Annotated in this window: 18 protein-coding genes and 1 pseudogene; 6 read left to right on the top strand and 13 right to left on the bottom strand. The window is 66.6% G+C overall.

Features of this window, described 5'->3' with window-relative positions:
* Window positions 1–2: 2 nt before the first annotated feature.
* The 8 genes from ACGLHS_RS07470 to ACGLHS_RS07435 all read right to left on the bottom strand — a co-directional run bounded on the left by ACGLHS_RS07470 (window position 3) and on the right by ACGLHS_RS07435 (window position 9,545).
* A complete protein-coding gene (locus tag ACGLHS_RS07470; RefSeq protein ID WP_394478380.1) occupies window positions 3–1,463 on the bottom strand; it encodes an aldehyde dehydrogenase family protein in 1,461 nt (486 codons plus the stop codon).
* Between the two features lie 53 nt (window positions 1,464–1,516).
* Window positions 1,517–2,920 carry an amidase gene (locus ACGLHS_RS07465; protein ID WP_394478378.1) on the bottom strand — a complete coding sequence of 468 codons (1,404 nt, stop codon included), beginning with the start codon at window positions 2,918–2,920 and terminating at the stop codon, window positions 1,517–1,519.
* Window positions 2,921–2,924: 4 nt separating this feature from the next.
* Window positions 2,925–4,418 (bottom strand): ABC transporter substrate-binding protein, encoded by a 1,494-nt coding sequence (locus ACGLHS_RS07460; protein ID WP_394478376.1) that lies wholly within the window; start codon window positions 4,416–4,418, stop codon window positions 2,925–2,927.
* A gap of 39 nt (window positions 4,419–4,457) precedes the next feature.
* Window positions 4,458–5,282 (bottom strand): ATP-binding cassette domain-containing protein, encoded by an 825-nt coding sequence (locus ACGLHS_RS07455; RefSeq protein WP_394478374.1) that lies wholly within the window; start codon window positions 5,280–5,282, stop codon window positions 4,458–4,460.
* Window positions 5,279–6,274: an ABC transporter ATP-binding protein gene (locus ACGLHS_RS07450; RefSeq protein WP_394478371.1), complete on the bottom strand. Its 996-nt coding sequence runs from the start codon at window positions 6,272–6,274 to the stop codon at window positions 5,279–5,281. The genes ACGLHS_RS07455 and ACGLHS_RS07450 overlap by 4 nt, the downstream gene beginning before the upstream one ends.
* Window positions 6,275–6,279: 5 nt before the next feature.
* Window positions 6,280–7,155: an ABC transporter permease gene (locus ACGLHS_RS07445; protein WP_394478369.1), complete on the bottom strand. Its 876-nt coding sequence runs from the start codon at window positions 7,153–7,155 to the stop codon at window positions 6,280–6,282.
* Complete coding sequence (locus ACGLHS_RS07440; RefSeq protein WP_394478367.1) at window positions 7,152–8,102, bottom strand: ABC transporter permease; 951 nt, start codon at window positions 8,100–8,102, stop codon at window positions 7,152–7,154. The genes ACGLHS_RS07445 and ACGLHS_RS07440 overlap by 4 nt, the downstream gene beginning before the upstream one ends.
* Before the next feature lie 360 nt (window positions 8,103–8,462).
* The gene (locus ACGLHS_RS07435; protein ID WP_394478365.1) at window positions 8,463–9,545 is read right to left on the bottom strand and encodes a tartrate dehydrogenase; all 1,083 of its coding nucleotides are present in this window, start codon (window positions 9,543–9,545) and stop codon (window positions 8,463–8,465) included.
* Between the two features lie 359 nt (window positions 9,546–9,904).
* Between ACGLHS_RS07435 and ACGLHS_RS07430 the strand changes: the two genes are divergently transcribed.
* From ACGLHS_RS07430 to ACGLHS_RS07410, 5 genes are read left to right on the top strand one after another with little or no spacing between them, the layout of a single operon-like run.
* Window positions 9,905–11,368: a sensor histidine kinase gene (locus tag ACGLHS_RS07430; RefSeq protein WP_394478363.1), complete on the top strand. Its 1,464-nt coding sequence runs from the start codon at window positions 9,905–9,907 to the stop codon at window positions 11,366–11,368.
* A gap of 32 nt (window positions 11,369–11,400) precedes the next feature.
* On the top strand, window positions 11,401–12,258 hold the full coding sequence (locus ACGLHS_RS07425) for an aldo/keto reductase (protein ID WP_394478361.1): 858 nt from the start codon (window positions 11,401–11,403) through the stop codon (window positions 12,256–12,258).
* 42 nt (window positions 12,259–12,300) lie between these two features.
* Window positions 12,301–12,792: a helix-turn-helix transcriptional regulator gene (locus tag ACGLHS_RS07420; RefSeq protein ID WP_394478359.1), complete on the top strand. Its 492-nt coding sequence runs from the start codon at window positions 12,301–12,303 to the stop codon at window positions 12,790–12,792.
* Window positions 12,789–13,196: a VOC family protein gene (locus tag ACGLHS_RS07415; RefSeq protein ID WP_093238535.1), complete on the top strand. Its 408-nt coding sequence runs from the start codon at window positions 12,789–12,791 to the stop codon at window positions 13,194–13,196. The genes ACGLHS_RS07420 and ACGLHS_RS07415 overlap by 4 nt, the downstream gene beginning before the upstream one ends.
* Window positions 13,197–13,206: 10 nt before the next feature.
* A complete protein-coding gene (locus ACGLHS_RS07410) occupies window positions 13,207–13,626 on the top strand; it encodes a DUF1801 domain-containing protein (protein ID WP_394478356.1) in 420 nt (139 codons plus the stop codon).
* Window positions 13,627–13,737: 111 nt separating this feature from the next.
* Here the strand turns inward: ACGLHS_RS07410 and ACGLHS_RS07405 are convergent, their stop codons facing one another.
* Complete coding sequence (locus ACGLHS_RS07405; RefSeq protein WP_394478354.1) at window positions 13,738–14,775, bottom strand: type VI secretion system Vgr family protein; 1,038 nt, start codon at window positions 14,773–14,775, stop codon at window positions 13,738–13,740.
* A gap of 46 nt (window positions 14,776–14,821) precedes the next feature.
* A pseudogene (locus tag ACGLHS_RS07400) lies at window positions 14,822–15,094 on the bottom strand (contractile injection system protein, VgrG/Pvc8 family); the annotation flags it as partial.
* Window positions 15,095–15,128: 34 nt separating this feature from the next.
* Between ACGLHS_RS07400 and ACGLHS_RS07395 the strand changes: the two are divergent.
* Window positions 15,129–15,488, top strand: coding sequence for a contractile injection system protein, VgrG/Pvc8 family (locus ACGLHS_RS07395; RefSeq protein WP_394478352.1), 360 nt, complete (start codon window positions 15,129–15,131; stop codon window positions 15,486–15,488).
* A gap of 497 nt (window positions 15,489–15,985) precedes the next feature.
* Here ACGLHS_RS07395 and ACGLHS_RS07390 read toward each other — a convergent pair whose 3' ends face one another.
* The 3 genes from ACGLHS_RS07390 to ACGLHS_RS07380 all read right to left on the bottom strand — a co-directional run bounded on the left by ACGLHS_RS07390 (window position 15,986) and on the right by ACGLHS_RS07380 (window position 20,307).
* Complete coding sequence (locus tag ACGLHS_RS07390; RefSeq protein ID WP_093238538.1) at window positions 15,986–17,476, bottom strand: nucleobase:cation symporter-2 family protein; 1,491 nt, start codon at window positions 17,474–17,476, stop codon at window positions 15,986–15,988.
* Window positions 17,477–17,637: 161 nt separating this feature from the next.
* Window positions 17,638–19,410 (bottom strand): EAL domain-containing protein, encoded by a 1,773-nt coding sequence (locus ACGLHS_RS07385; protein ID WP_394478349.1) that lies wholly within the window; start codon window positions 19,408–19,410, stop codon window positions 17,638–17,640.
* Between the two features lie 129 nt (window positions 19,411–19,539).
* On the bottom strand, window positions 19,540–20,307 hold the full coding sequence (locus tag ACGLHS_RS07380; protein WP_394478347.1) for a GntR family transcriptional regulator: 768 nt from the start codon (window positions 20,305–20,307) through the stop codon (window positions 19,540–19,542).
* Window positions 20,308–20,340: the final 33 nt, after the last annotated feature.

The following is a 20,340-nucleotide window of genomic DNA, read 5'->3' as shown; positions in this document are numbered from 1 at the left end:
CTTCATCCGTGCTTGATTGCGATGGTCTTGAGGGTCGTGAATCCGAGCAGGGCCTCGAAGCCCTTCTCGCGGCCGAAGCCGCTGGATTTCACGCCGCCGAAGGGCAGTTCTACACCACCCGCCGCACCGTAATTGTTGATGAAGACCTGCCCGCAGTGCAGCTTGTGGGCCATTCGCAGTTGCCGGCCGCCGTCGCGGGTCCACACGCCGGCCACCAGGCCGAAGTCGGTGCCATTGGCCAGGCGCACCGCCTCGGCCTCGTCGGCGAAAGGCATCACCGCCAGCACGGGGCCGAAGACCTCGCGCTGCGCGAGGTCGCTGTCGTGCGGTGCGTCGCGGAACAGCACGGCCTCTTGATAAAAACCGGTGGCCGATGCGTTGGGTGACACCGTGCCGCGCGCCGCCACCTTCATGCCGCTCGCCTCGGCGGTCGCGACCATGTCGCGCACCTGGCGGAACTGCTTTTCGTTGATGAGCGGGCCCATGTCCAAGTCTTCCGCCGGCGTGCCGGCGCGCACTGCAGTGAAGCGCTTGGCGAGGCGCTGCACGACCTCTTCGTAGATCGATTGCTCCACCAGCACGCGGCTGCCCGCCGAGCAGGTCTGGCCGGCGTTCTGGATGATGGCGTTCACCAGCACCGGCTCGGCCGCGTCCAGGTCGGCATCGGCAAAAACGATCTGCGGCGACTTGCCGCCCAGTTCCAGCGTCACTGGGCAGTGGCGCTCGGCGGCGGCCAGGCCCACGCTGCGGCCGGTCATGGTCGAGCCGGTGAAGGAGATGTGGTCGATGCCCTTGTGCGCGCACAGCGCGGCGCCGGCTTCCTTGCCGTAGCCCGTCACCACGTTGAGCGCGCCAGCCGGAAAGCCCACCTCGGTCGCGATCTCGGCCAGCCGCAGCAGCGACAGGCTCGCGTCTTCCGCCGGCTTGACCACGCAGGCGTTGCCCGCCGCGAGCGATGCGCCCACGCTGCGGCCCGCGATCTGCATCGGGTAGTTCCAGGGAATGATGTGGCCCGTCACGCCGTGCGGAATGCGCACGGTGAGCACGGTGTAGCCGCGCTCGTAGGGCAGGGTGTCGCCGTGCAGCTTGTCGCAGGCGCCGGCGTAGTACTCCATGTAGCGCGCGAGCGCGGTCGCGTCGTTGCGCGCCACGCGCAGCGCCTTGCCGGTGTCGCGGGCTTCGAGCTGCGCGAGTTCTTCATGGTGCTGCATGACGGCGGCGCCGAGCTTGGCGAGCAGGCGGCCGCGTTCCAGCGCGGTCGTCGCGCCCCATGGGCCGTCGAAGTTCTCGCCCATGGCTTTGCGCGCGGCGCGCACGGCCGTGTCGACGTCGCCAGCGGTGCCGCGTGCGATCTCACCGAATTTCTGGCCGTCGCTCGGGTCGATCACGTCGATGGTGGCGTTGCCCTCGGACGCCACGCGGCGGCCGTCGATGTAGTGGGTGGCTGCGTCGTTGTTGCTCATTGAATCTGTCTCCTTGCGCGCGACGCCGTGTGGATGCGCCGCGACGTCATTCGTCATTGGGGTTCGGGCCAGGCGCGCTGTGCGTCGCGGATCTGCTCGAAGGCGCGGCTGAACTGCAGCACGCCCAGGTCGTCGAAGCGGCGGCCCGCGATCTGCAGGCCGATGGGCAGGCCCTCGGCCGAGTAGCCGCAGTTGATCGACGCGGCCGGCTGCTCCGACATGTTGTAGGGCACGGTAAAGCCGATGTGCTCCAGCGGCAGCATCGGGTCGTTGGTCGGCGAGGCATGGTCCGCGGGCCCGGGCATGTTCGGCGACACCGGCGATATCACGAAGTCGTAGGCCTTGGTGGCGGCGACCGTGGCCGCGCGCGTCGCGATGAACTGGCTGTAGGCGTCGAAGATGTGCGCGCCCGAAAAACCGGCCGCGCTCTCGGCCCATTCGCGGATGTACGGCAGGATCTTCGCGCGCCTCTCGGCCGGCATGGCCTGGATGTCGATGCACGAGCGCATGCGCCAGAAGTGGTCCATGCCCTGCAGCATCTTCGGCGTCATGAAGGCCGCAATTTCTTCGATGTGCGCGCCCGCGGCCTCGATGCGCTTGGCGGCGCGGCGGATGGCCTCGGCGATCTGCGGATCGAGCGGCAGGCCGCAGCCCGCGTCCATGTGCAGTGCCACGCGCTTGCCCTTGAGGAACGACGGATCGACCTCGAAGGCGCTCCAGTCGATGGTGGGTGCGGGCAGTTCCGAATAGTCGCGGTCGTCGGGTTGCGCGACCGACGCCATCATCAGCGCCGAGTCGGCCACGGTGCGCGTCATCGGGCCGGCGCAGCGGCCCATGTAGGGCGTGCTCAGCGGAATGCGGCCAAAGCTGGGCTTGAGCGTGTAGATGCCGCACCAGCTGGCCGGCAGGCGCAGCGAGCCGCCGATGTCGGTGCCCACATGCAGCGGGCCGTAGCCTGCGGCAGCCGCCGCACCGGCACCCGCGCTGGAGCCGCCGGGCGTGCGCGACAGGTCCCACGGGTTGCGCGAGAGTTCATGAAAGCTCGACAGGCCCGACGACAGCATGCCCAGGTCGGGCATCGTGGTCTTGGCCACCAGCACGGTGCCGTCTTCCTTCAGGCGCGCGGCGGGTGGCGAGTCTTGTGTCATCGGCACGAGGTCGTAGGCGGCGGTGCCCAGCGGCATCGGATCGCCTTCGGTCGCGAGGTTGTCCTTGATGGTCACGGGCACGCCGTCGAGCGTGCCGCGAGGCGTGCCGGCCAGCCAGCGCGCTTCGGAGGCACGGGCCTGTTCGAGCGCGAGTTCGGGGCGAAAGAGCCATGTCGCACGCAGCGCGGGCTCGTAGGCCGCAATGCGCTCGTTGACCGAGCGCGCGACTTCGACCGGCGAGAGTTCCTTGGCCGCGTAGGCCGCGTGCAGCTCCTGCACGCCCAGTGCGTAAAGAGGTTTCGTCGTCATGTCATCAACCCCACGAAATCGCGGCCAGGTCGTTCACCACGATCGGCATGCTCGGCCACAGGCCCTTCACTTCCTTGCGCGCGATGGTCGGGAACACCGCCTGGTACAGGAAGCCGTTGACCGCATCGGTGGCCAGCTGGCGCTGGGCCTCGGCCAGCAGGTCGGCGCGGCGCTTCTTGTTCTCTTCGTTCTGGATGGTGACGAACAGGTCGCGAAACTTCTTCGAGTCGTAGCCCCAGTAGTAGTCGGGCTCGGTGTACTTCACCAGGTCGAAGGGCTCCACGTGCGCCACCATCGTCAGGTCGAAGTCGTGCGCCCCGCCGAAGGTGCTGCTCAGCCACTGCGCCCATTCGACGTTCTGGATCTTCACGTGGATGCCGATCTGCGCCAGTTGCGCCGCGATCATCTCGCCGCCCTGGCGTGCATACGAAGGCGGGGGCAGTTGCAGGCGCAGTTCGAGCGGCGTCTTCACGCCGGCTTCGGCCAGCAGCTTCTTCGCTTTCTCGACGTCGAAGGGGTTCATTGCCGTGGTGTCGACGAAGCCCGGCGCACCCATGGCGTAGTGGCTGCCGATGGGCTTGCCGAAACCGTCCGCCGCACCCTGGATGATCGCGTTGCGGTCGATGGCCGCCAGGATCGCGCGGCGCACGCGCACGTCGTCGAGCGGCTTCTTGCGGTTGTTGATGGTCAGGATCACCTTGCCGCGCGTGCCCACCTCGATCACCTGGAAGCGCGGGTTGCCCTTGAACTGCGCGACCGAGCGCGTGCCAGCGCGCGGGAAGATGTCGATGTCACCCGCCATCAGCGCAGCGGTCTGTGCAGCGGTGTCCGACATGAAGCGGAAGATGAAGCGCTCGGTCTTTGCGAAGTTCGGGTCGCGGTACGTCGGCGATTTCACCAGCGTGCACGAGGCGCCGCGCTGCCACGCGCCCAGCTTGTAGGGGCCGGTGCCCACGGGCGTGGTGACGTTGGTCTCGGCGCTCTTGGGCTCGACGATGCAGGCGGTCGACTGGCCGAGCATGAACGGCAGGTCGGGGTTGGGCAGCGTGCTGTTGACGCCGACCGTGTATTCGTCGAGCACCACGGTGCCGATCTCGCTGAAGAAGCGCTTGTCCTTGTTGGTGCTCTTGGCACCGCCCGCGCGGTCGAACGAGAACTTCACGACGGCGGCGTTGAAGGGCTGCCCGTTCTCGAAGCGCACGCCACGGCGCAGCTTGAAGACGAAGGTCTTCATGTCGGGCGACGACGACCAGCTCTCGGCCAGCATCGGCGTGACCGAGCCGTCGGCGTTGACCTTGGTGAGCGTCTCGAAGATGTTGTATTGCGTGATCTCGGCAATGGCCGACGCGGCGCCCGTGGTCGGGTCCATGCCCGGCGGTTCGAGCGGCATGCCGATCGTCAGCGTGTTCTTGCCGGCCTGTGCGCGGGCCTGCGGCAGGAAGACACCCGGGATGGCCGCGGCCATGGCGGAGGTCATGACGGTGCGTCGCTTCAACATTCGATAGCTCCTGGAAGTGAGAGGGAAAGACCGCCGCGCCTAGCGCGACGGCGTGTGCAGCACGGCCGACAACAGGGTGCGCGTGTAGGGGTGCTGGGCATGCGCGAACAGGTCGGCGGGCTTGCCGCGCTCCACGATGCGGCCCTTGAAGACCACGCAGACTTCGTCGCACAGGTGGTTGACCACCGCGAGGTCGTGGCTGATGAGCAGGTAGCTGATGCCGAACTGCTGCTGCAGGTCCTGCATGAGGTTGAGGACCTGGGCCTGCACGGATACGTCGAGCGCGCTCACGGGCTCGTCGGCCACGATGAGCTTGGGCCGCGTGATGAGGGCGCGTGCGATGGCGATGCGCTGGCGCTGCCCGCCCGAGAACTCGTGCGGGTACTTGTCCATGTCGGTGGTGCGCAGGCCCACAGCGGCGAGTGCTTCTGCAGCGCGCTCGCGTTGAACGGCGCGGCTGGTTTCGGCCAGTGCTTCGAGCGGCTCGGCGACGATGCGTGCCACGGTCTGGCGCGGGTCGAGCGAGCCGTACGGGTCTTGAAACACCATCTGGAAGTCGCGCCGCGCGGTGCGCAGCTCGGCCTTCGACAGCGCATGCAGGTCGCGGCCTTCGAGAGAGACGGTGCCCGAGGTCGGTGTATCGAGCGCCATCACGAGGCGCGCGATGGTCGATTTGCCGGAGCCCGATTCGCCGACGATGCCGACGCTCTTGCCGGCCTGCACGTCGAAGCTCACGCCGTTGAGCGCCTTCACGGTCGGCGGCGGGCCGAAGAGCTTTTCGCGCGGCAGCGCGTAGTGGCGGTAGAGGTTGTTGACCGACAGCAGCGGCTGGCTGGCGGATGCGCGTGCGGGCTGGCTGCTCATGCGGTGGCCGCCTTCGCATTCAGGGCGGCGATCTCCGCAAGCCGCAGGCAACGCACCGCATGGCCGTTCGGCAGCGTCGTGGCGGGCGGGCGCGTGCTTTGGCACAGGTCGATGGTGTGGGCGCAGCGGCCCGCGAAGCCGCAGCCCCGGGGCAGGTCGACCAGCTCGGGCACGCTGCCGCGGATCGTCGGAAGCCGGCCGGCACCTTGCACGCCGATGGCCGGTCGTGCCGCGAACAGGCCGCGCGTGTAAGGGTGGGCGCGGCCGGCAAAGACCACGTCGGTCGGGCCGCTTTCGACCGCACTGCCGCCGTACATCACCAGCATGCGCTTGACGCTGTTGGCGATCACGCCGAGGTCGTGCGAGATGAGGATCATCGCCATGCCCATCTCCTTGACCAGCCCCTGGATCAGGTCGAGCACCTGCTTCTGGATGGTCACGTCGAGGGCGGTGGTGGGCTCATCCGCAATCAGCAGGTCGGGGCCGCAGGCGAGCGCCATCGCGATGCCGATGCGCTGGCGCTGGCCGCCCGAGAACTGGTGTGGGTAGGCGTCCAGGCGCGAAGCCGCATCGGGAATGCCCACGCGGTCGAGCAGGCCCAGGGCTTCCTTGCGGGCCTGCGCTTTCGTCAGGCCGCGATGCAGCTGCAGCGGCTCGCCGACCTGGCGCGCGATGGTGTGCACCGGGTTCAGCGCCGTCATCGGCTCCTGGAAGATCATGCCGATGCGGTTGCCGCGAATCTGGCACATCTGCTTTTCAGGCAGGCCGACCAGCTCCTGGCCGTCGAGCTTGATGCTGCCGGTGACATCGGCAGTCGAGGGCAGCAGGCCCATCAGCGACATCACGGTGATCGACTTGCCGCAGCCCGACTCGCCGACGATGCCCAGCGTTTCGCCGCGCTCCAGCGAGAACGAAATGCCGCGCACGGCCAGCGCGGGCCCGCGCTGCGTCTGCAGGCCGATCTGGAGGTTGTTGACTTCGAGGAGAGGCATAGGGCTTAGCGGGCGCGGGCGAGGCGGGGGTCGAGCAAATCGCGCAAGCCATCGCCCAGCAGGTTCAGGCCCAGCACCGCCAACGCGATGGCCATGCCGGGGAAGACCGCCAGCAGCGGTTGCTGGAACATGAGGGTCTGAGCTTCGCTCAGCATGCGGCCCCACGAAGGTTGTGGCGGCTGCGTGCCCAGGCCCAGATAGGAGAGGGCGGCTTCGGCCAGGATGGCGATGGCGAAGCGGATCGTGATCTGCACGATCAGCACGGCCGAGATGTTGGGCAGCACGTGCTGCATGGTGATCGCGAACGGGCCCTTGCCGCAGGCGCGCGAGGCGGCGACGTACTCGCGCGACCAGATGGCGTTGGCCGAGGCGCGCGTGATGCGCGCAAAGGTCGGGATGTTGTAGATGCCGATGGCAACGATGGCATTCACGATGCCCGCACCGAACACCGCCGTCATCATGATGGCCGACAGGATCGCGGGAAAGGCGAGCGTGAAGTCCGAAAGCCGCATGACCGCTTCCTCGACCCAGCCGCGCTTCGCGGCCGCCAGCAGGCCCAGTGCGGTGCCGACGACGAGGCCGATGCCGACCGCGATCACGCCCACGAGGATGGAGGCGCGTGCGCCGACCAGCAGCAGGGAAGCCACGTCGCGGCCGAATGCATCGGTGCCGAGCCAGTGCGAGGCCGAGGGCGCCTGCATCTTGTTCGCCATGTCCATCGCATAGGGCGACCACGGCGTCCAGACGAAAGACACAAGGGCTGCGACGACCAGCAGCAATGCGAGCACGCCACCAATGACGAAGCTGCGGTGCTGCAACGCGCGCCGCCAGAATCCGGGGGCCTTGAGCGCGGCAGCGCGCGGGGCTGTGATGGCGCTCATATGTCGCTGGCCTTGATGCGTGGATCGATCACTGCATACAGCACGTCGACCACGAAGTTCACGATGACCACCAGCGCCGCGAGCAGCATCACGCAGTTGCGCACCACGATCAGGTCGCGGTTGCTGATGGCCTGGAAGATCAGCCGGCCCAGGCCCGGCAGGTAGAACACGTTCTCCACCACGATGGTGCCGGCCAGCAGTTCGGAGAACTGCATGCCCATCACGGTGATGACCGGGATCATCGCGTTGCGCAGCACATGGGTCCACAGCACGGCGCGCTGCGACACGCCCTTGGCGCGTGCGGTGCGAACGAAGTCTTCGCGCATCACTTCGAGCACGGCCGAACGCGTGATGCGCGCAAGAATCGCCGCCTGCACCACGGCCAGCGACAGGGCCGGCAGCAGCAGCGACTTGATGCCCGCAAAGAAGCCCTCGCCCCAGCCCTCGAAGCCGCCGGCGGAGAACCACTGCAGCTGCACCGAGAACACGAGGATCAGAAGAATCGCGAACCAGAAATTGGGAATGGCGACACCGACTTGCGCCAGCCCCATCAGGCCGACGTCGCCGAGCTTGTTGTGGCGGGCGGCGGCGGTCACGCCCACCAGCAGGGCGATCACGATGGTGAGTGTCATGGCCAGCAGCGCGAGCGGCACGGTCAATGCCAGGCGTTCGAGGATCAGGTCGAGAACGGGCGAGCTGTAGGCATAGCTGTCGCCCAGGTTGCCGGTGAGCAGGCCGCCGATCCAGTGCCAGTAGCGGGTCCACGCAGGCAGGTCGAGGCCGAGCTTGGTGGCGAGGGCGGCCACTGCTTCGGGGGATGCATCGGGGCCCATGAGCATCTGTGCCGCATTGCCCGGAAGAATTTCCAGCACCAGGAACACGATGATCGATGCCCCGACCAGGGTGCCGATCAGTGTCAATGTGCGCTTGAGCAGGAACAGGCCCATGTCAGTGGCTCCGGCTTGCGTTGTGTTGCGGGGTGCGGCTGTTCGAAGCGCTCTTGTTCGGGGCGCGTGCGAACGACACCGGGCACTCCCCTCCGCGAATGTCCCCCGCCTTCGGCTCCTCCTTTATTTCGCTGCGGGGAGTACCCGATGCCATTCGCACAGGTGACGCCGCAGGTGTGCCGCCGATCAACGGCCGCACCGCATGGCGCTCGCGTTGATGGTGTGCTCTGCGCAGCGAAATAAAGGAGGAGGGGCGCAGCCCCGGGGGACATTCGCGGAGCAGAGCACGCCGTCGACGTGAGCGCTGCCCTGAATGGCAGCGCTCAAGATCGACAGCGCAAGAAGCAGAAATGCAAGGCGTCATGCCGAGATGCATTCGGCAATCGCGCGGCCCACGTCCACGGTGTTGGCCGTGCCGCCCATGTCACGCGTGCGCGGGCCTTCGCTCAGCACCGTCTCGATGGCCGAGATCACGGCAGCCGAGGCTTGTGCGTACACCGGGTCGTTGTTGCCGAGGTGGTCGAGCATCAGCGCGGCCGACCAGATCTGGCCGATGGGGTTCGCGATGCCCTTGCCCGCGATGTCGGGCGCCGAGCCGTGCACCGGCTCGAACAGCGATGGGAACTTGCGCTCGGGGTTCAGGTTGGCCGACGGCGCGATGCCGATGGTGCCCGTGCAGGCCGGGCCCAGGTCGGACAGGATGTCGCCGAACAGGTTGGAGGCCACGACCACGTCGAACCAGTCCGGGTGCTGCACGAAGTGCGCGCACAGGATGTCGATGTGGTACTTGCTCGTCGCCACGTCGGGGTAGCGCGTGGCGATCTCGGCCAGGCGCTCGTCCCAGTAGGGCATGGTGATCGAGATGCCGTTCGACTTGGTGGCGGCTACCAGGTTCTTGCGCTTGCGGCGGCTGGCGAGTTGGAACGCGTAGTCGATGATGCGGTCGACGCCGGTGCGGGTGAACACCGCTTCCTGGATCGCCATTTCGCGCGGTGTGCCTTCGAACAGGCGCCCGCCCACCGAGGTGTATTCGCCTTCGGTGTTTTCGCGCACCACCAAGAAGTCGATGTCGCCGGGCTTGCGGTGCGCCAGCGGGCCGGGCACGCCGGGCATCAGGCGCACGGGGCGCAGGTTGACGTACTGGTCGAAGTCGCGGCGGATCTTGATGAGCAGGCCCCACACGGCGATGTGGTCGGGCACCTTGTCGGGTGCGCCCACCGCGCCGAAGTAGATGGCGTCGTGGCCCTGGATCTTGTCGGCCCAGTCGACCGGCATCATCAGGCCGGTGCGCACGTAGTGGTCGGAGCCCCAGTCGAAGTGGTCGTACGAAAAGTCGATGCCGAAGCGGCGACCGACCGCGTCGAGCACGCGAAGCCCTTCGGGCATGACCTCGACGCCGATGCCGTCTCCGGGAATGACGGCAATCCTGTGCTTTTTCTGCATTGACTCAACCTGTTCCAAGTTCGTTTTGATGGGGTGCCGGCGCTCGTGACGCAGGACCATCGAAAAATTCTAGGAGCACGCGCCGTGCCAGAGGGGCGGGGTTGGCACCCACCCAGTGTTGACAAAATCAGAAGACAAGAACGGGTCGTTTCCCAGAGGGCTGCGGAATTTTCTTGTCATAAAACTGCCTTCGACTTCTGAAAATGAGAAGGCACTTGCCTTCCTTCGCTTGCCGGCGGATGCCCGCCATCCAGGCCGTTCATGAAGGTTTTCTGAATTCTTCAGGGAGGGGCTGCCAGATACTGGCGCGCTCGCGACACCCCGCACCGGGGCCGCTCGCCAGGAGACCCACCCATGTTTTGCTTGTCGAGAACGGTGCCGCGTTGCGGCCGCGACGCACGCGCGAAGAGCGGCGCGCGGTGACGCAGGCGCTCGTCCGGCGATGGAAACGATGGGTACAGCCGTCGCTGGTGCGGCGGCTGCTGCTGGCGCAGATCTGCGTGGTCGCGCTGCTGTGGGGGCTGACCGTTGCGCTCTTCTTGTACGACTCCAACTCGGTGCCGGAGCTGGTGCGCTACGGCAAGGTCTACGACCTCATCCTCTCGACGGCCCAGAACCTCGCGGATGCGCCCGACCGCCAGCAGGAGACCTTGCGGACCTTGGACCTGACATTGCTGGAGACCTCGGGCGACTTCGGCTCCACCTCGGACAAGGCGCCGATCATGCAGGTGTGGCAAGAGGGCGTGCTCATCTACAACTCCAACGCCGGCATGCCGGTGATGCTGAATTCGGCGCCGGGGCAGGTCGAGACGATCCGGGTGGGCGACCGCGAGTGGCGCGCGCGCACCATGACTTCGCCGCTGCTGGACACCCGCGTGATGCTGGCCGAGCCGAAGATATGGCGCTTCAACTTCACCATCGAGAACCGTAGCTATTACCTGCTGCCGCTGGTCATCAGCCTGCCGTTTCTGGTCTTTCCGGCGTGGCTGTCGGTGCTGCTCGCGCTGCGGCCCTGGCGGCAGGTGACGCAGGAAACCGCCGCGCGCGGGCCGGCGGACCTGACGCCGCTGTCGTTCGAGCCCAAGCACAAGGAGCTGCGGCCGCTGGTGCGCAGCATCAACGACCTGCTGCGCAGCGTGCGTGACCGCGCCGCGCGCGAGCGCGGGCTCATCGCCGATGCCGCCAACGAACTGCGCACGCCGCTCGATGCAATGCGCGTGAACGTGGAAGCACTGAAAGAGCAGACCGACGACGCGGGCCAGCGCGAGCTGATGGCCAACCTGCTGCGAAGCAACGACCGCGCCTCGCGGCTTGTAGGCCAGCTGCAGCAACTGATGCGCAGCGACGAGATTCCGCAAGACGCGTTGCCCACGGTGCTTGCGCTCGACGGGCTGGTGCAGGACAGGATCTCGCTGGTCGAGGGCCTGGCTGGTGCGCGTGGCGTGGTGCTGGATTTTTCGTCCGAAGGGGCGACGCCCGTTTTCGGCGAGCGCGAGAGCCTGATCTCGATGATCAGCAATCTCGTGGAGAACGCCATCAAGTACAGCCCCGACGGTGGCACCGTGACGGTACGCATCGCCCGCGAAGGGCGCAGTGCGGTGCTGCGCGTGACGGACCAAGGCCCCGGCATTCCGCCCGCCTTGCGCGAGCGCGTGTTCGACCGCTTCTTCCGCAACCCGGACCAGACCCAGTCGGGCAGCGGGCTGGGCCTGGCGATCGTCAAGTCGGTGCTGGAACAGCACAAGGGCCGCATCGAACTCGACGTCAATCCGAAGGGGAACGGCCTGCAAGTGACCGTCTGGCTGCCGCTGTCGACGGCCTGACAGCGGCTTCGCCCCCTCGTACCATCGGGGCCATGCGAACACTTCCACTCCCCACCGGCGGCGGGATGCCGGTTCTTGGCCTGGGCACCTGGCGCATGGGCGAAGACGCTGCCCGTCGCGCGGCCGAGGTGGCCGCCGTGCGCGAGGCCATCGTGCTGGGCTACCGGCTCATCGACACGGCCGAGATGTACGGTGAAGGCGGCGCCGAGACCGTGGTCGGACAGGCCATCGCCGAGGCGCTGCGCACGGGCGACGTGCGGCGCGAAGACCTCTTCGTCGTCAGCAAGGTCTATCCGCACAACGCGAGCCGTCGCGGTACGCGCGAGGCCTGCGAGCGCAGCCTGCAGCGGTTGGGGCTCGACGCCATCGACCTCTACCTGCTGCACTGGCGTGGCAACCATCCGCTGGCCGGCACGGTCGAGGCGATGCAGGCGCTGGTGGCCGATGGGTACATCGGCCACTGGGGCGTGAGCAACTTCGACACCGACGACATGGAAGAGCTGGTGCAGACCATCGGCGATGGCCCCGGCTGCGCGGCCAACCAGGTGTACCTGTCGCTGGGCGAGCGTGGCCCCGAGTTCAGCCTGCTGCCGTGGCAGCGCGAGCGCGGCATGCCGCTGATGGCCTACAGCCCCATCGACCAGGGCGCGCTGGCCGAAGACGATGCGCTGGGCGAACTGGCACAGCGGCTCGGCGTGACGGCGGCGCAACTCGCGCTGGCCGCGGTGCTCGCGCGGCCCGGTGTCGTCGCGATTCCGAAGGCGGTGCGCAGCGCGCACCTGAAAGAAAACCTGGCCGCCGCCGACCTGAAGCTCGATGCGGCCACGCTCGCCGAACTGGACCGCCTGCATCCGCCGCCGCGCCGCAAGGGCCCGTTGGCGATGATCTGACGCGGGCCTTCAATTGCCACGCAGCAGCCTGCCCGACAAGACATGAACGACGACCTCCCGAGCCAGGACCCGGCCTTGTTGCGGCGCCTGCTGCGCGCCAAGGACCGGATGGATGCCGCGTCGAGCGAAGACTGGCCCGTGCAGCGGCTGGCGGACGTGAGCGGCGTTTCCGAAGCCCACTTCGCGCGGTCGTTCAAGGACGCCTTCGGCATCCCGCCGCACCGCTACCTGCTGACGCGGCGCATCGAGCGGGCGACGGCATTGCTGCGCGACACCGACCAGCCCATCACCGAGATCGCATTCCAGACGGGATGGGAGAGCCTGGGCACCTTCGGACGCACCTTCCGCGACATCACCGGCGAGAGCCCGAGCGCGGTGCGTGCGCGCGCCAGGGCCGAGGCGCAGGAGCCCGGCCGCGTGCCGGTCTGCATCCTCGGCGCGGCGCAGCGGCCCGACCTGACGACAGCAGTTTCGGAGAAGCGGCGCCGTGAGGCCATCGCTATAAACGGGCCATCCAACAAGGAGATCCTATGAGTCAAGGTGTTCAAGTGGTGAGCCTGTACGTTCGTGACCAAGACGAAGCGCTCGCGTTCTATGTCGACAAGCTCGGATTTCGCGTCCACACGGATGTGCGCAACGGCAGCTATCGCTGGCTCACGGTGCAGCACCCGGAGCAGCCGTCGTTTCAGCTGGGGCTGTTCGTGCCCGGCCCACCGGTCCACGATGCGGCGACGGCGCAGACGCTGAACGCCATCGTGGCCAAGGGCGCGATGCCGCCGCTCGTGCTGAGTGTGAGCGACTGCCGCGCCGCCCACGAGGCAATGAGTGCCCGTGGCGTGGAGTTCACGCAGGAGCCGGTCGCGCGTTTCGGCACGGTCGACGCGGGCTTTCGCGACCCGTCCGGCAACGGCTGGAAGATGATCGAGGCGCGGGGCTGAGGTGGGCGGCATGGACGACAAGAGCCGCACACAAGGCGCCGCGTCTGCCTCGGATCTGATCGATGCGCGCATCGCGGAACTGGGCGACTGGCGGGGCGAGATGCTCGCGCGGCTGCGCGAGCTGATCAGGCAGGCAGACCCGGACGTGATCGAGGAATGGAAGTGGCGAGGCACGCCGGTGTGGTCGCACGACGGGATCGTCTGCACGGGCGAGACCTACAAGAGCGCCGTGAAGATGACCTTTGCCAAGGGCGCGGCGCTGGACGGCGTGACGAGCCTCTTCAATTCCAGCCTCGACGGCAACGTCCGGCGCGCCATCGATTTTCATGAGGGTGACAAGCTGGACGAGAAGGCGATCAAGGCGCTGATTCGGGCGGCCGTGGTCCTGAACACTTCTTCGGCCAGCAGCCGGACTCGGCGCAAGCAGTGAGCCGGCGTGGCGCTCTGGCCGCAGAGCGCCTGCTTGCTCAGTGCGCCTCGGCCTGCTTGGCCGCCGCAATCACCGCTTGCTCGTCGTGCTTCGCGCCATTGAGGGACAGGTTCAGCTTCTGTCGAACACGCGTCGGTAGCGCACGTGACCACCCAGCTCCCGCCGTGTCTTGTTCGTCACAAGGCGCACGGCGCCGCTGGTCACGATGTCTTCCATCGCCAGCAGCTGTGCGCGATCGGCGTCGGAAAGCAGAGGGAATTCGCCGGGATGCGTCTTCTGGTACTCCCATACCCGCCGCTCCAGTTCGGACAGTGATCGCGTTTCATCCATCGGTGGCATTGGCTGACGCACTGCGCCCGGTGGCAGGATAAGCGCCGCGCTTGTTTCCTTGACACGCGCGATGAACCGCCGGTTGGCTTCGACCTTTTTCTCAATCTGCTTGATCTTCTCTTTGCGATCGAAAGCAGTGACTGGACCGACCATGTAGAAAGACGCATGCGAGTCGTGCACCAACTGGTCGAAGAATTGATCGATGGCAAGCGGCAGCTTGCTTGCCGGGGCGCCTTGCGCAAACTCTGCGTGGATGCGCAAGAAGTCTTTCTGCGCTTCAGAGAGGCCGGATATTGCGGCAGCCAGCGGTTCTGTTTGCGTGAGAGCGGATTCGGTTTTTTCCTGCCATAGCGCCGCGGCCATGTCGGATGAGAAATCGGCGTCGCTTTCACGCATGTCGATGCGATCCTGTGCGCTGGCCTGCTGGTAGCTCGGGAGCTTCGCCACATTGCCCGCGTGCATCAGTCGCCAGCGCCAATACAGTTGCATGCCGGTGTCTTGCGCGCGGGCCAACTGGGCAGCTTCTGCGAGGTTCTCGTGTTGCTCGCGGGCTCGGGTCAGCCGCATCGCTGTCTCGCCAAGATCCTTGGCGTGCCGGAGAGCGTTGATCCGCGCTTCGGTTGTGATCAGCAACCCATCTTTCGCGCGAATTGCGCCATGTCCGTCGGTGCGAAGCTCAAACCCTTCGCCTCTGGCATCCTTGCGGCCCGCATTGTCTTCGATGCGGGTGATGTGGCCGAGGCTCAGCGAGCTGTGTTGATGATCGCTCTTGCGCCGCGTCTTTGTTCTGGCTGTCCTGCGCGATGTCTTCGATGACAAGGTGCGTATCAAGGACAAGGTATTCGGCGTTGGCCTTTTGGCGAGGGTGTTCCTTCAACTTGAAGGTGCAGCCGGGAATCATCCCTCGAAGATTGCCGCTGGCCTGGGCGCGTTCGCCGTGCGTACGCAGCGCCTGCATCCTCAACAGAGCCAGCAGCCTGCTTTCGCCTTGAGGGTCGTTGACCTCGGATGTGCCGGCTCGGGGTTGAGCGTAGTGACTGCCTGCATGCGGGGCGTGCCATTGATAGACCTCACCCCCTGCTTGCCCCGTGGACCTTGGGTCCTTGCGGCCCGCGCTCAGGTCGGCCCGAGGTCGGGTGTAGTCGTAGTCGCGGGTACTGTATTGGCCGCTTGTGAGATGGCTGTGGGGGACAAAGCCGCTGGCCGACTATTCCTTTCCAGTCGACAAGCGTCTGTTCGACACGTACCCTGTCCGGGACTTCCAGACGCAGTACAACGAGTCCGACTTCGACTTCTTCAGCCGCCTCTGCGAAGAATGGGGGCTGAGCTATCACTTCGAACATGCCGAGGGCAAGCATCGCCTCATCTTGAGCGATGCCATGGGTGCCTACAAGACGGCCGACAGCGCAGCGTACCGCGAGATCGAATACCACCCTCCGGGCTGGAAGGCCGACGCCGAATACATCAGGTTCAGTGAGTCGGGTGTCTTGAGCAGAAGTTCGTACGTGAACAAACTGCTCATGCCCTCATGACCTGCAAGTCGGACGGGATGAAGGGCCGGGCGGCCCAGAATCAACGGAATGGCTTCGCTGGCAATGGAGAGGGTTTGCGGCACGTGCAGAGCTTCGGTGACAAGCGGAAGCTCAAAAGTCTGGCGCACTCTTGCAATGCACACTGCGAACAATGGTGAACTGGCGGCATCCTCGGGAAATCGGCCTGAGCGAATGCGCAAAATTCACAGGTGTTGCGAATTCGCATGCATCGGAGGCTTCGCTCAAATTGGGTCCATCGTCGCGCACAGCCTTCAAGATTGGCGAGATGAAAAAAGCAGACCCAACCTGTTGATCCCGCGTCCCTCACCGGGCGAGATCGCACGAGTTCACCGCGGCGCAACCAGAAGCTGTCGATGCTGGTCTTCGGGTAGTCATTCAGAACGCCGCAGAACCAGCTTTGCCAGGCCGCTGGTGTGGCCCCCGTCAAGGGGAAAGGAGAAGTGGCACGCAGCGCCGGCAGCCTGGGGAGAGCACGGTCAATGCGCCTCGGCCTGCTTGGCCGCCGCAATCACCGCTTGCTCGTCGTGCTTCGCGCCATTGAGGAACAGGTTCAGCAGCACGGCGGCAATCGACGCCAGCAGAATGCCCGACTCGATCAGCGAGTGAATGGCATGCGGCATCCACTGCTTGAAGTTGGGTGCGATCAGCGGAATCATGCCGATACCGATGGATACGGCGACGATCATCGCGTTGTGGCGGTTGGTCTTGAAGTCCACGCCCGAGAGGATGCGGATGCCGGTGGCGGCCACCATGCCGAACATCACCAAGCCCGCGCCGCCGAGCACCACGGTGGGCAGCGACTCGACCAGCGCGGCCATCTTCGGCAGCAGGCCCAGCACCATCAGGATCACGCCGCCAGCCACGCACACATAGCGGCTCTTGATGCCGGTGACGGCCACCAGGCCCACGTTCTGCGAGAAGCTGGTGTAGGGGAAGGTGTTGAATATGCCGCCGATCAGCGTGCCCAGGCCGTCGGTGCGCAGGCCGCGGGCCAGGTCTTTCTGGTCGATCTTGCGGCCCGTCATCTCGCCGAGGGCGAGGAACATGCCGGTGGATTCGATCATCACCACGATCATGATGAGCGTCATCGTCAAGATCAGGATCGGGTCGAACTGCGGCATGCCGAAGTGGAAGGGCAGCACGATGTCGACCCAGGCCGCCTTGCCGACCTTCTCGTAGGTCATGAGCCCGGTGAGCGAGGCCACCACCGCACCGATCACGATGCCCAGCAGCACCGAGATGTTGGCGATGAAGCCCTTGGCGTACTTCACGATGAGCAGGATCGACACCAGCACCAGCGCGGCCACGCCGAAGCCCGAGAGGTCGGCGTACTTGGGGTTGGGCACGGTGGGCATGATCGCGAAGCCCTTGGGCACTGCGGGAATCGAGCTGCCCGGCGAGGTGACCTCGGCCAGCCACTTCGCATAGACCGGGTCGACCAGCGCGGGGGCCGTCGGACCCACGGGGTTGCCGAAGATCCAGTTGATGCCCACGCGCATCAGGCTGATGCCGATGACCGCGATGATGGTGCCGGTGACCACCGGCGGAAAGAAGCGCAGCATGCGGCTCACGAGCGGCGCGATCATGATCGACACCACGCCCGCACCGATGATGGAGCCGAACAGCAGTTGCGCGCCGTTCTGTCCGGGGTTGGCGTTGGCCATGGCCACCATGGGCGCGACCGATGCGAAGGTCACGCCCATCATCACCGGCAGCTTGATGCCGAACCACTGCGTGGCGCCCAGCGCCTGGATCAGCGTGGCGATGCCGCAGCAGAACAGGTCGGCCGAGATCAGCAGCGCGACTTCGTCGGGCGAGAGCTTGAGCGCGCGGCCGACGATGAGCGGCACCGCGACGGCGCCCGCGTACATCACCAGCACGTGCTGCAGGCCGAGGGCCGCGAGCTTGCCCGAAGGCAGGCGCTCGTCCACGGGGTGAACTGCTGAGGAAAGGGTATCGCCCGTCATCGTTGTCTCCTGCTGCTGCGAGGGGAGAGGCTGCGCGGCACGGTATTGCCATGGCGCACATCTCATTGTGTACGCCAAACTGTATACAACTTATGCAACAATCCGGACTCGGAAAAACCCGAATCCGGCCGGGTGCTTTGCGTGCCCGGTGATGTGGACGGCTATGTGCGCGGCCGGGGCTCGCGCACCGTGAGGCCCGACGCGGTGTGCTTGGCCTCGTGCTTGGCGATGGCGGCCTCGCTGGCCACATCTTCGGCGTGCCTGAACATGTCCGGCGGAATGCGCACCGCGCCGATGGAAAGCGTGGCGCAGGGCGTGAAGCGCATCGCGCCCTGCCGGTCTTCCCCTTCGACGCCGCCCGCCAGCCTGTCGGCCTCGTCGTAGAGGCCGGGTGCCTGCCGGTTGAAGTCCTCGATCAACTGCGTGCAGCGCTGCTGCCAGTCGGGGCTTTGGTACAGCACCAGGAAGTCGTCGCCGCCGATGTGGCCGACGAAATCGCGGTGCGGGTTGGCGTGCTGCGTCGCCAGGCGCGCGAGCAGCAGAATCATCTCGTCGCCGCGCCAGTAGCCGTAGTGATCGTTGAACACCTTGAAGTTGTTCAGGTCCGCATAGCAGGCGACAAAGTCGGCGCGGCCCTCGAGCAGGCGCGCAATATGGATGTTGATGGGGATGTTGCCCGGTAAAAAGGTCAGCGGGTTGGCGTGCCGCGCGGCCTCGATGCGCGCCTCGGTCACGGCGCGCACCAGCTGGTCGCCGGTGCCCAGGCCCGCGTAGCGCTTCTTCTCCGTGACGATGAAGCCTTCGCTCAGGTAGCGCTGGTCTTCCGACATCAGGATGCCGAGCAGGCTCTCGACGTTCTCCTCGCGCTCCACGATGCGCGGCGAGAGGCTGCCGTACAACAGGCAGGGGCGGCGCCCGTGCACCTCGCGAAAGTACATCCTCGCGTAGTCGTTCATGAACGACTGCCGGTTGATCAGCGCCACGGGACGCCCCTGCTCGACCACCGCCAGCGCGTGCAGGTCGGGGTGCTTCTGGAAGATGGCCGAGACCTCGTCGATCGGCGTCTGCGGGCTCAGCGCCGGCGCCTGGATGACCGACAGGCCGCGCAGCACGTTGGGCTGCGACGGCTGCGAGGCATGCGGCATCACCGCGATGCGGGCGTCGTGGATGGCGGCCGTCACGGGCTCGGGCAGCGATGGCTGCAGCGCGGGCGCCGGCCGGCCGAACAGGTAGCCCTGGCCATGGGCGATGCCGAGGTCGCGCAGCACGCGCAGATCCTTGGCGTCTTCCACGCCCTCGGCCACCAGCTCGGTGCCCAGTGCATTGCCGAGGCCGACGATGGCGCGCACCAGCGCCACGCTCTGCGGGCTGCTCGCGATGCCTTGGGTCAGCAGCTTGTCGATCTTCACGAAATCGGGTTGCAGGTCTTTCCAGCGCCGCAGGTTCGAGTGGCCTTCGCCGAAATCGTCGAGCGCGACGAGTGCACCCAGCGCGTGCAGCGACTTGACGGCCTGTCGCAGCGCCTCGGGGTTGACGGCCGCGCGTTGCTCGGTGAGTTCCACTGTCACGTCGCGGGCCGAGATGTCGCAGCGCGCGAGCATGCGTTCGAGCCAGCAGGCCGCGCCCACGCCGCCCATGGCCGCGACCAGCGCGTCGGCGCTCATGTTCACGAAGAGCCGTCCCGGCTTGGGCAACTGGCCCCAATGCGTGAAGATGACTTCCACGCAATGCAGCTCGAACTCGATCAGCCGCGACTCGCCGGCAGCTTGCGCGAGCAGTGCCTGGGGACAGTGGAGCGGGGTGCCGGCGGGGCCGCGAATCAGGGCTTCATGGCCGAAGATCGTTCCCTGGCGCAGGTCCACGATGGGCTGGAAAACAGGGTGAACCGCGGGATGAGAGGCAGGGGTGTCGCTGGGCCGAATGTGCCGGGGCATGCTGTTGGGATGTTCGTCGGTGGCGCATCCGCAAGAAGAAAGAACGCGGAGCCTGTCCGGGCAGCAGCATGACGCGGTTCTGTGACAGTCGCACCGGCCCGCCGGCCGTGGCGTCGCGAGGGCGTGGCGTCAGGCCAGCAGCGCCTTGACCAGGTCGAGCTGCCGGTCGGGCTTGTCGGTGCCCAGCTCGAGGCTGGCCTCGATGCGCTCCAGGTGATCGATCATGCTGGTCACCGCGCCTTCGACGTCGCCCTTGCGGCAGATGCGCAGGAACTCGGCGTGCTCGTCGGACGAGCAGTGCGGATCGTTCGACGAGTGATAGAGCATCGCGATCAGCGAGCTGCGCGCCACCAGCTCGCGCACCAGTTCGGCCAGCGTCTTGTTGCCCGTGGCCTCGGCCAGCGCCACGTGGAAGTCGCCCAGCAGCTTTTCGCGCACAGTGCCCGTGGTGGTGGTCTGGCGCAGCGCGGTGCGCTCGAACTTGATGTGCTGCTCGAGCACCTGGTAGTCGCGCGGCCGTGCATTGGCGATGAACAGGCGCACCACCTCGCTTTCGAGGATGCGGCGCACCGTGAACACTTCGCGCGCCTCCTCCACCGAAGGCTGGCAGACGAAGGCGCCCTTGTCGGGAATCATCTCGATGAGCTTGTCTTTCGACAGCATCAGCAGGGCCGCGCGCACCTTGGTGCGGCTCACCGAGTAGACGCGGCCCAGCGCCTCTTCACGCAGCCAGGTGCCGGGCGGCAGGCGCTTCTCGACGATCGCGGTGGCGATGTCGTTCGCGATGCTCTCGATGGAGCTGTTCTTGTCGGCCGCAGCCGATGCGGCTGTCGCGCCGTTCTCTGCCGGAACGGCGGTTGCAGGGGCGGCGGGAGATTTGGAGCTGGCGCGGGGCATGCGCAGATTGTGGCCCAGCGAGCGGTTGTGGCT

The sequence above is a fragment of the Variovorax sp. VaC1 genome (assembly GCF_043658315.1).
Taxonomy (GTDB): Bacteria; Pseudomonadota; Gammaproteobacteria; order Burkholderiales; family Burkholderiaceae_C; genus Variovorax.
The sequence above is the reverse complement of the archived record's forward strand: the minus strand, read 5'-3'. Positions and strand labels throughout refer to the sequence as shown.

Coding starts and splice junctions, on each gene's coding strand:
- ACGLHS_RS07470 (WP_394478380.1), bottom strand. CDS start 1,463: ATGAGCAACAACGACGCAGCCACCCACTACATCGACGGCCGCCGCGTG.
- ACGLHS_RS07465 (WP_394478378.1), bottom strand. CDS start 2,920: ATGACGACGAAACCTCTTTACGCACTGGGCGTGCAGGAGCTGCACGCG.
- ACGLHS_RS07460 (WP_394478376.1), bottom strand. CDS start 4,418: ATGTTGAAGCGACGCACCGTCATGACCTCCGCCATGGCCGCGGCCATC.
- ACGLHS_RS07455 (WP_394478374.1), bottom strand. CDS start 5,282: ATGAGCAGCCAGCCCGCACGCGCATCCGCCAGCCAGCCGCTGCTGTCG.
- ACGLHS_RS07450 (WP_394478371.1), bottom strand. CDS start 6,274: ATGCCTCTCCTCGAAGTCAACAACCTCCAGATCGGCCTGCAGACGCAG.
- ACGLHS_RS07445 (WP_394478369.1), bottom strand. CDS start 7,155: ATGAGCGCCATCACAGCCCCGCGCGCTGCCGCGCTCAAGGCCCCCGGA.
- ACGLHS_RS07440 (WP_394478367.1), bottom strand. CDS start 8,102: ATGGGCCTGTTCCTGCTCAAGCGCACATTGACACTGATCGGCACCCTG.
- ACGLHS_RS07435 (WP_394478365.1), bottom strand. CDS start 9,545: ATGCAGAAAAAGCACAGGATTGCCGTCATTCCCGGAGACGGCATCGGC.
- ACGLHS_RS07425 (WP_394478361.1), top strand. CDS start 11,401: ATGCGAACACTTCCACTCCCCACCGGCGGCGGGATGCCGGTTCTTGGC.
- ACGLHS_RS07420 (WP_394478359.1), top strand. CDS start 12,301: ATGAACGACGACCTCCCGAGCCAGGACCCGGCCTTGTTGCGGCGCCTG.
- ACGLHS_RS07415 (WP_093238535.1), top strand. CDS start 12,789: ATGAGTCAAGGTGTTCAAGTGGTGAGCCTGTACGTTCGTGACCAAGAC.
- ACGLHS_RS07410 (WP_394478356.1), top strand. CDS start 13,207: ATGGACGACAAGAGCCGCACACAAGGCGCCGCGTCTGCCTCGGATCTG.
- ACGLHS_RS07390 (WP_093238538.1), bottom strand. CDS start 17,476: ATGACGGGCGATACCCTTTCCTCAGCAGTTCACCCCGTGGACGAGCGC.
- ACGLHS_RS07385 (WP_394478349.1), bottom strand. CDS start 19,410: ATGCCCCGGCACATTCGGCCCAGCGACACCCCTGCCTCTCATCCCGCG.
- ACGLHS_RS07380 (WP_394478347.1), bottom strand. CDS start 20,307: ATGCCCCGCGCCAGCTCCAAATCTCCCGCCGCCCCTGCAACCGCCGTT.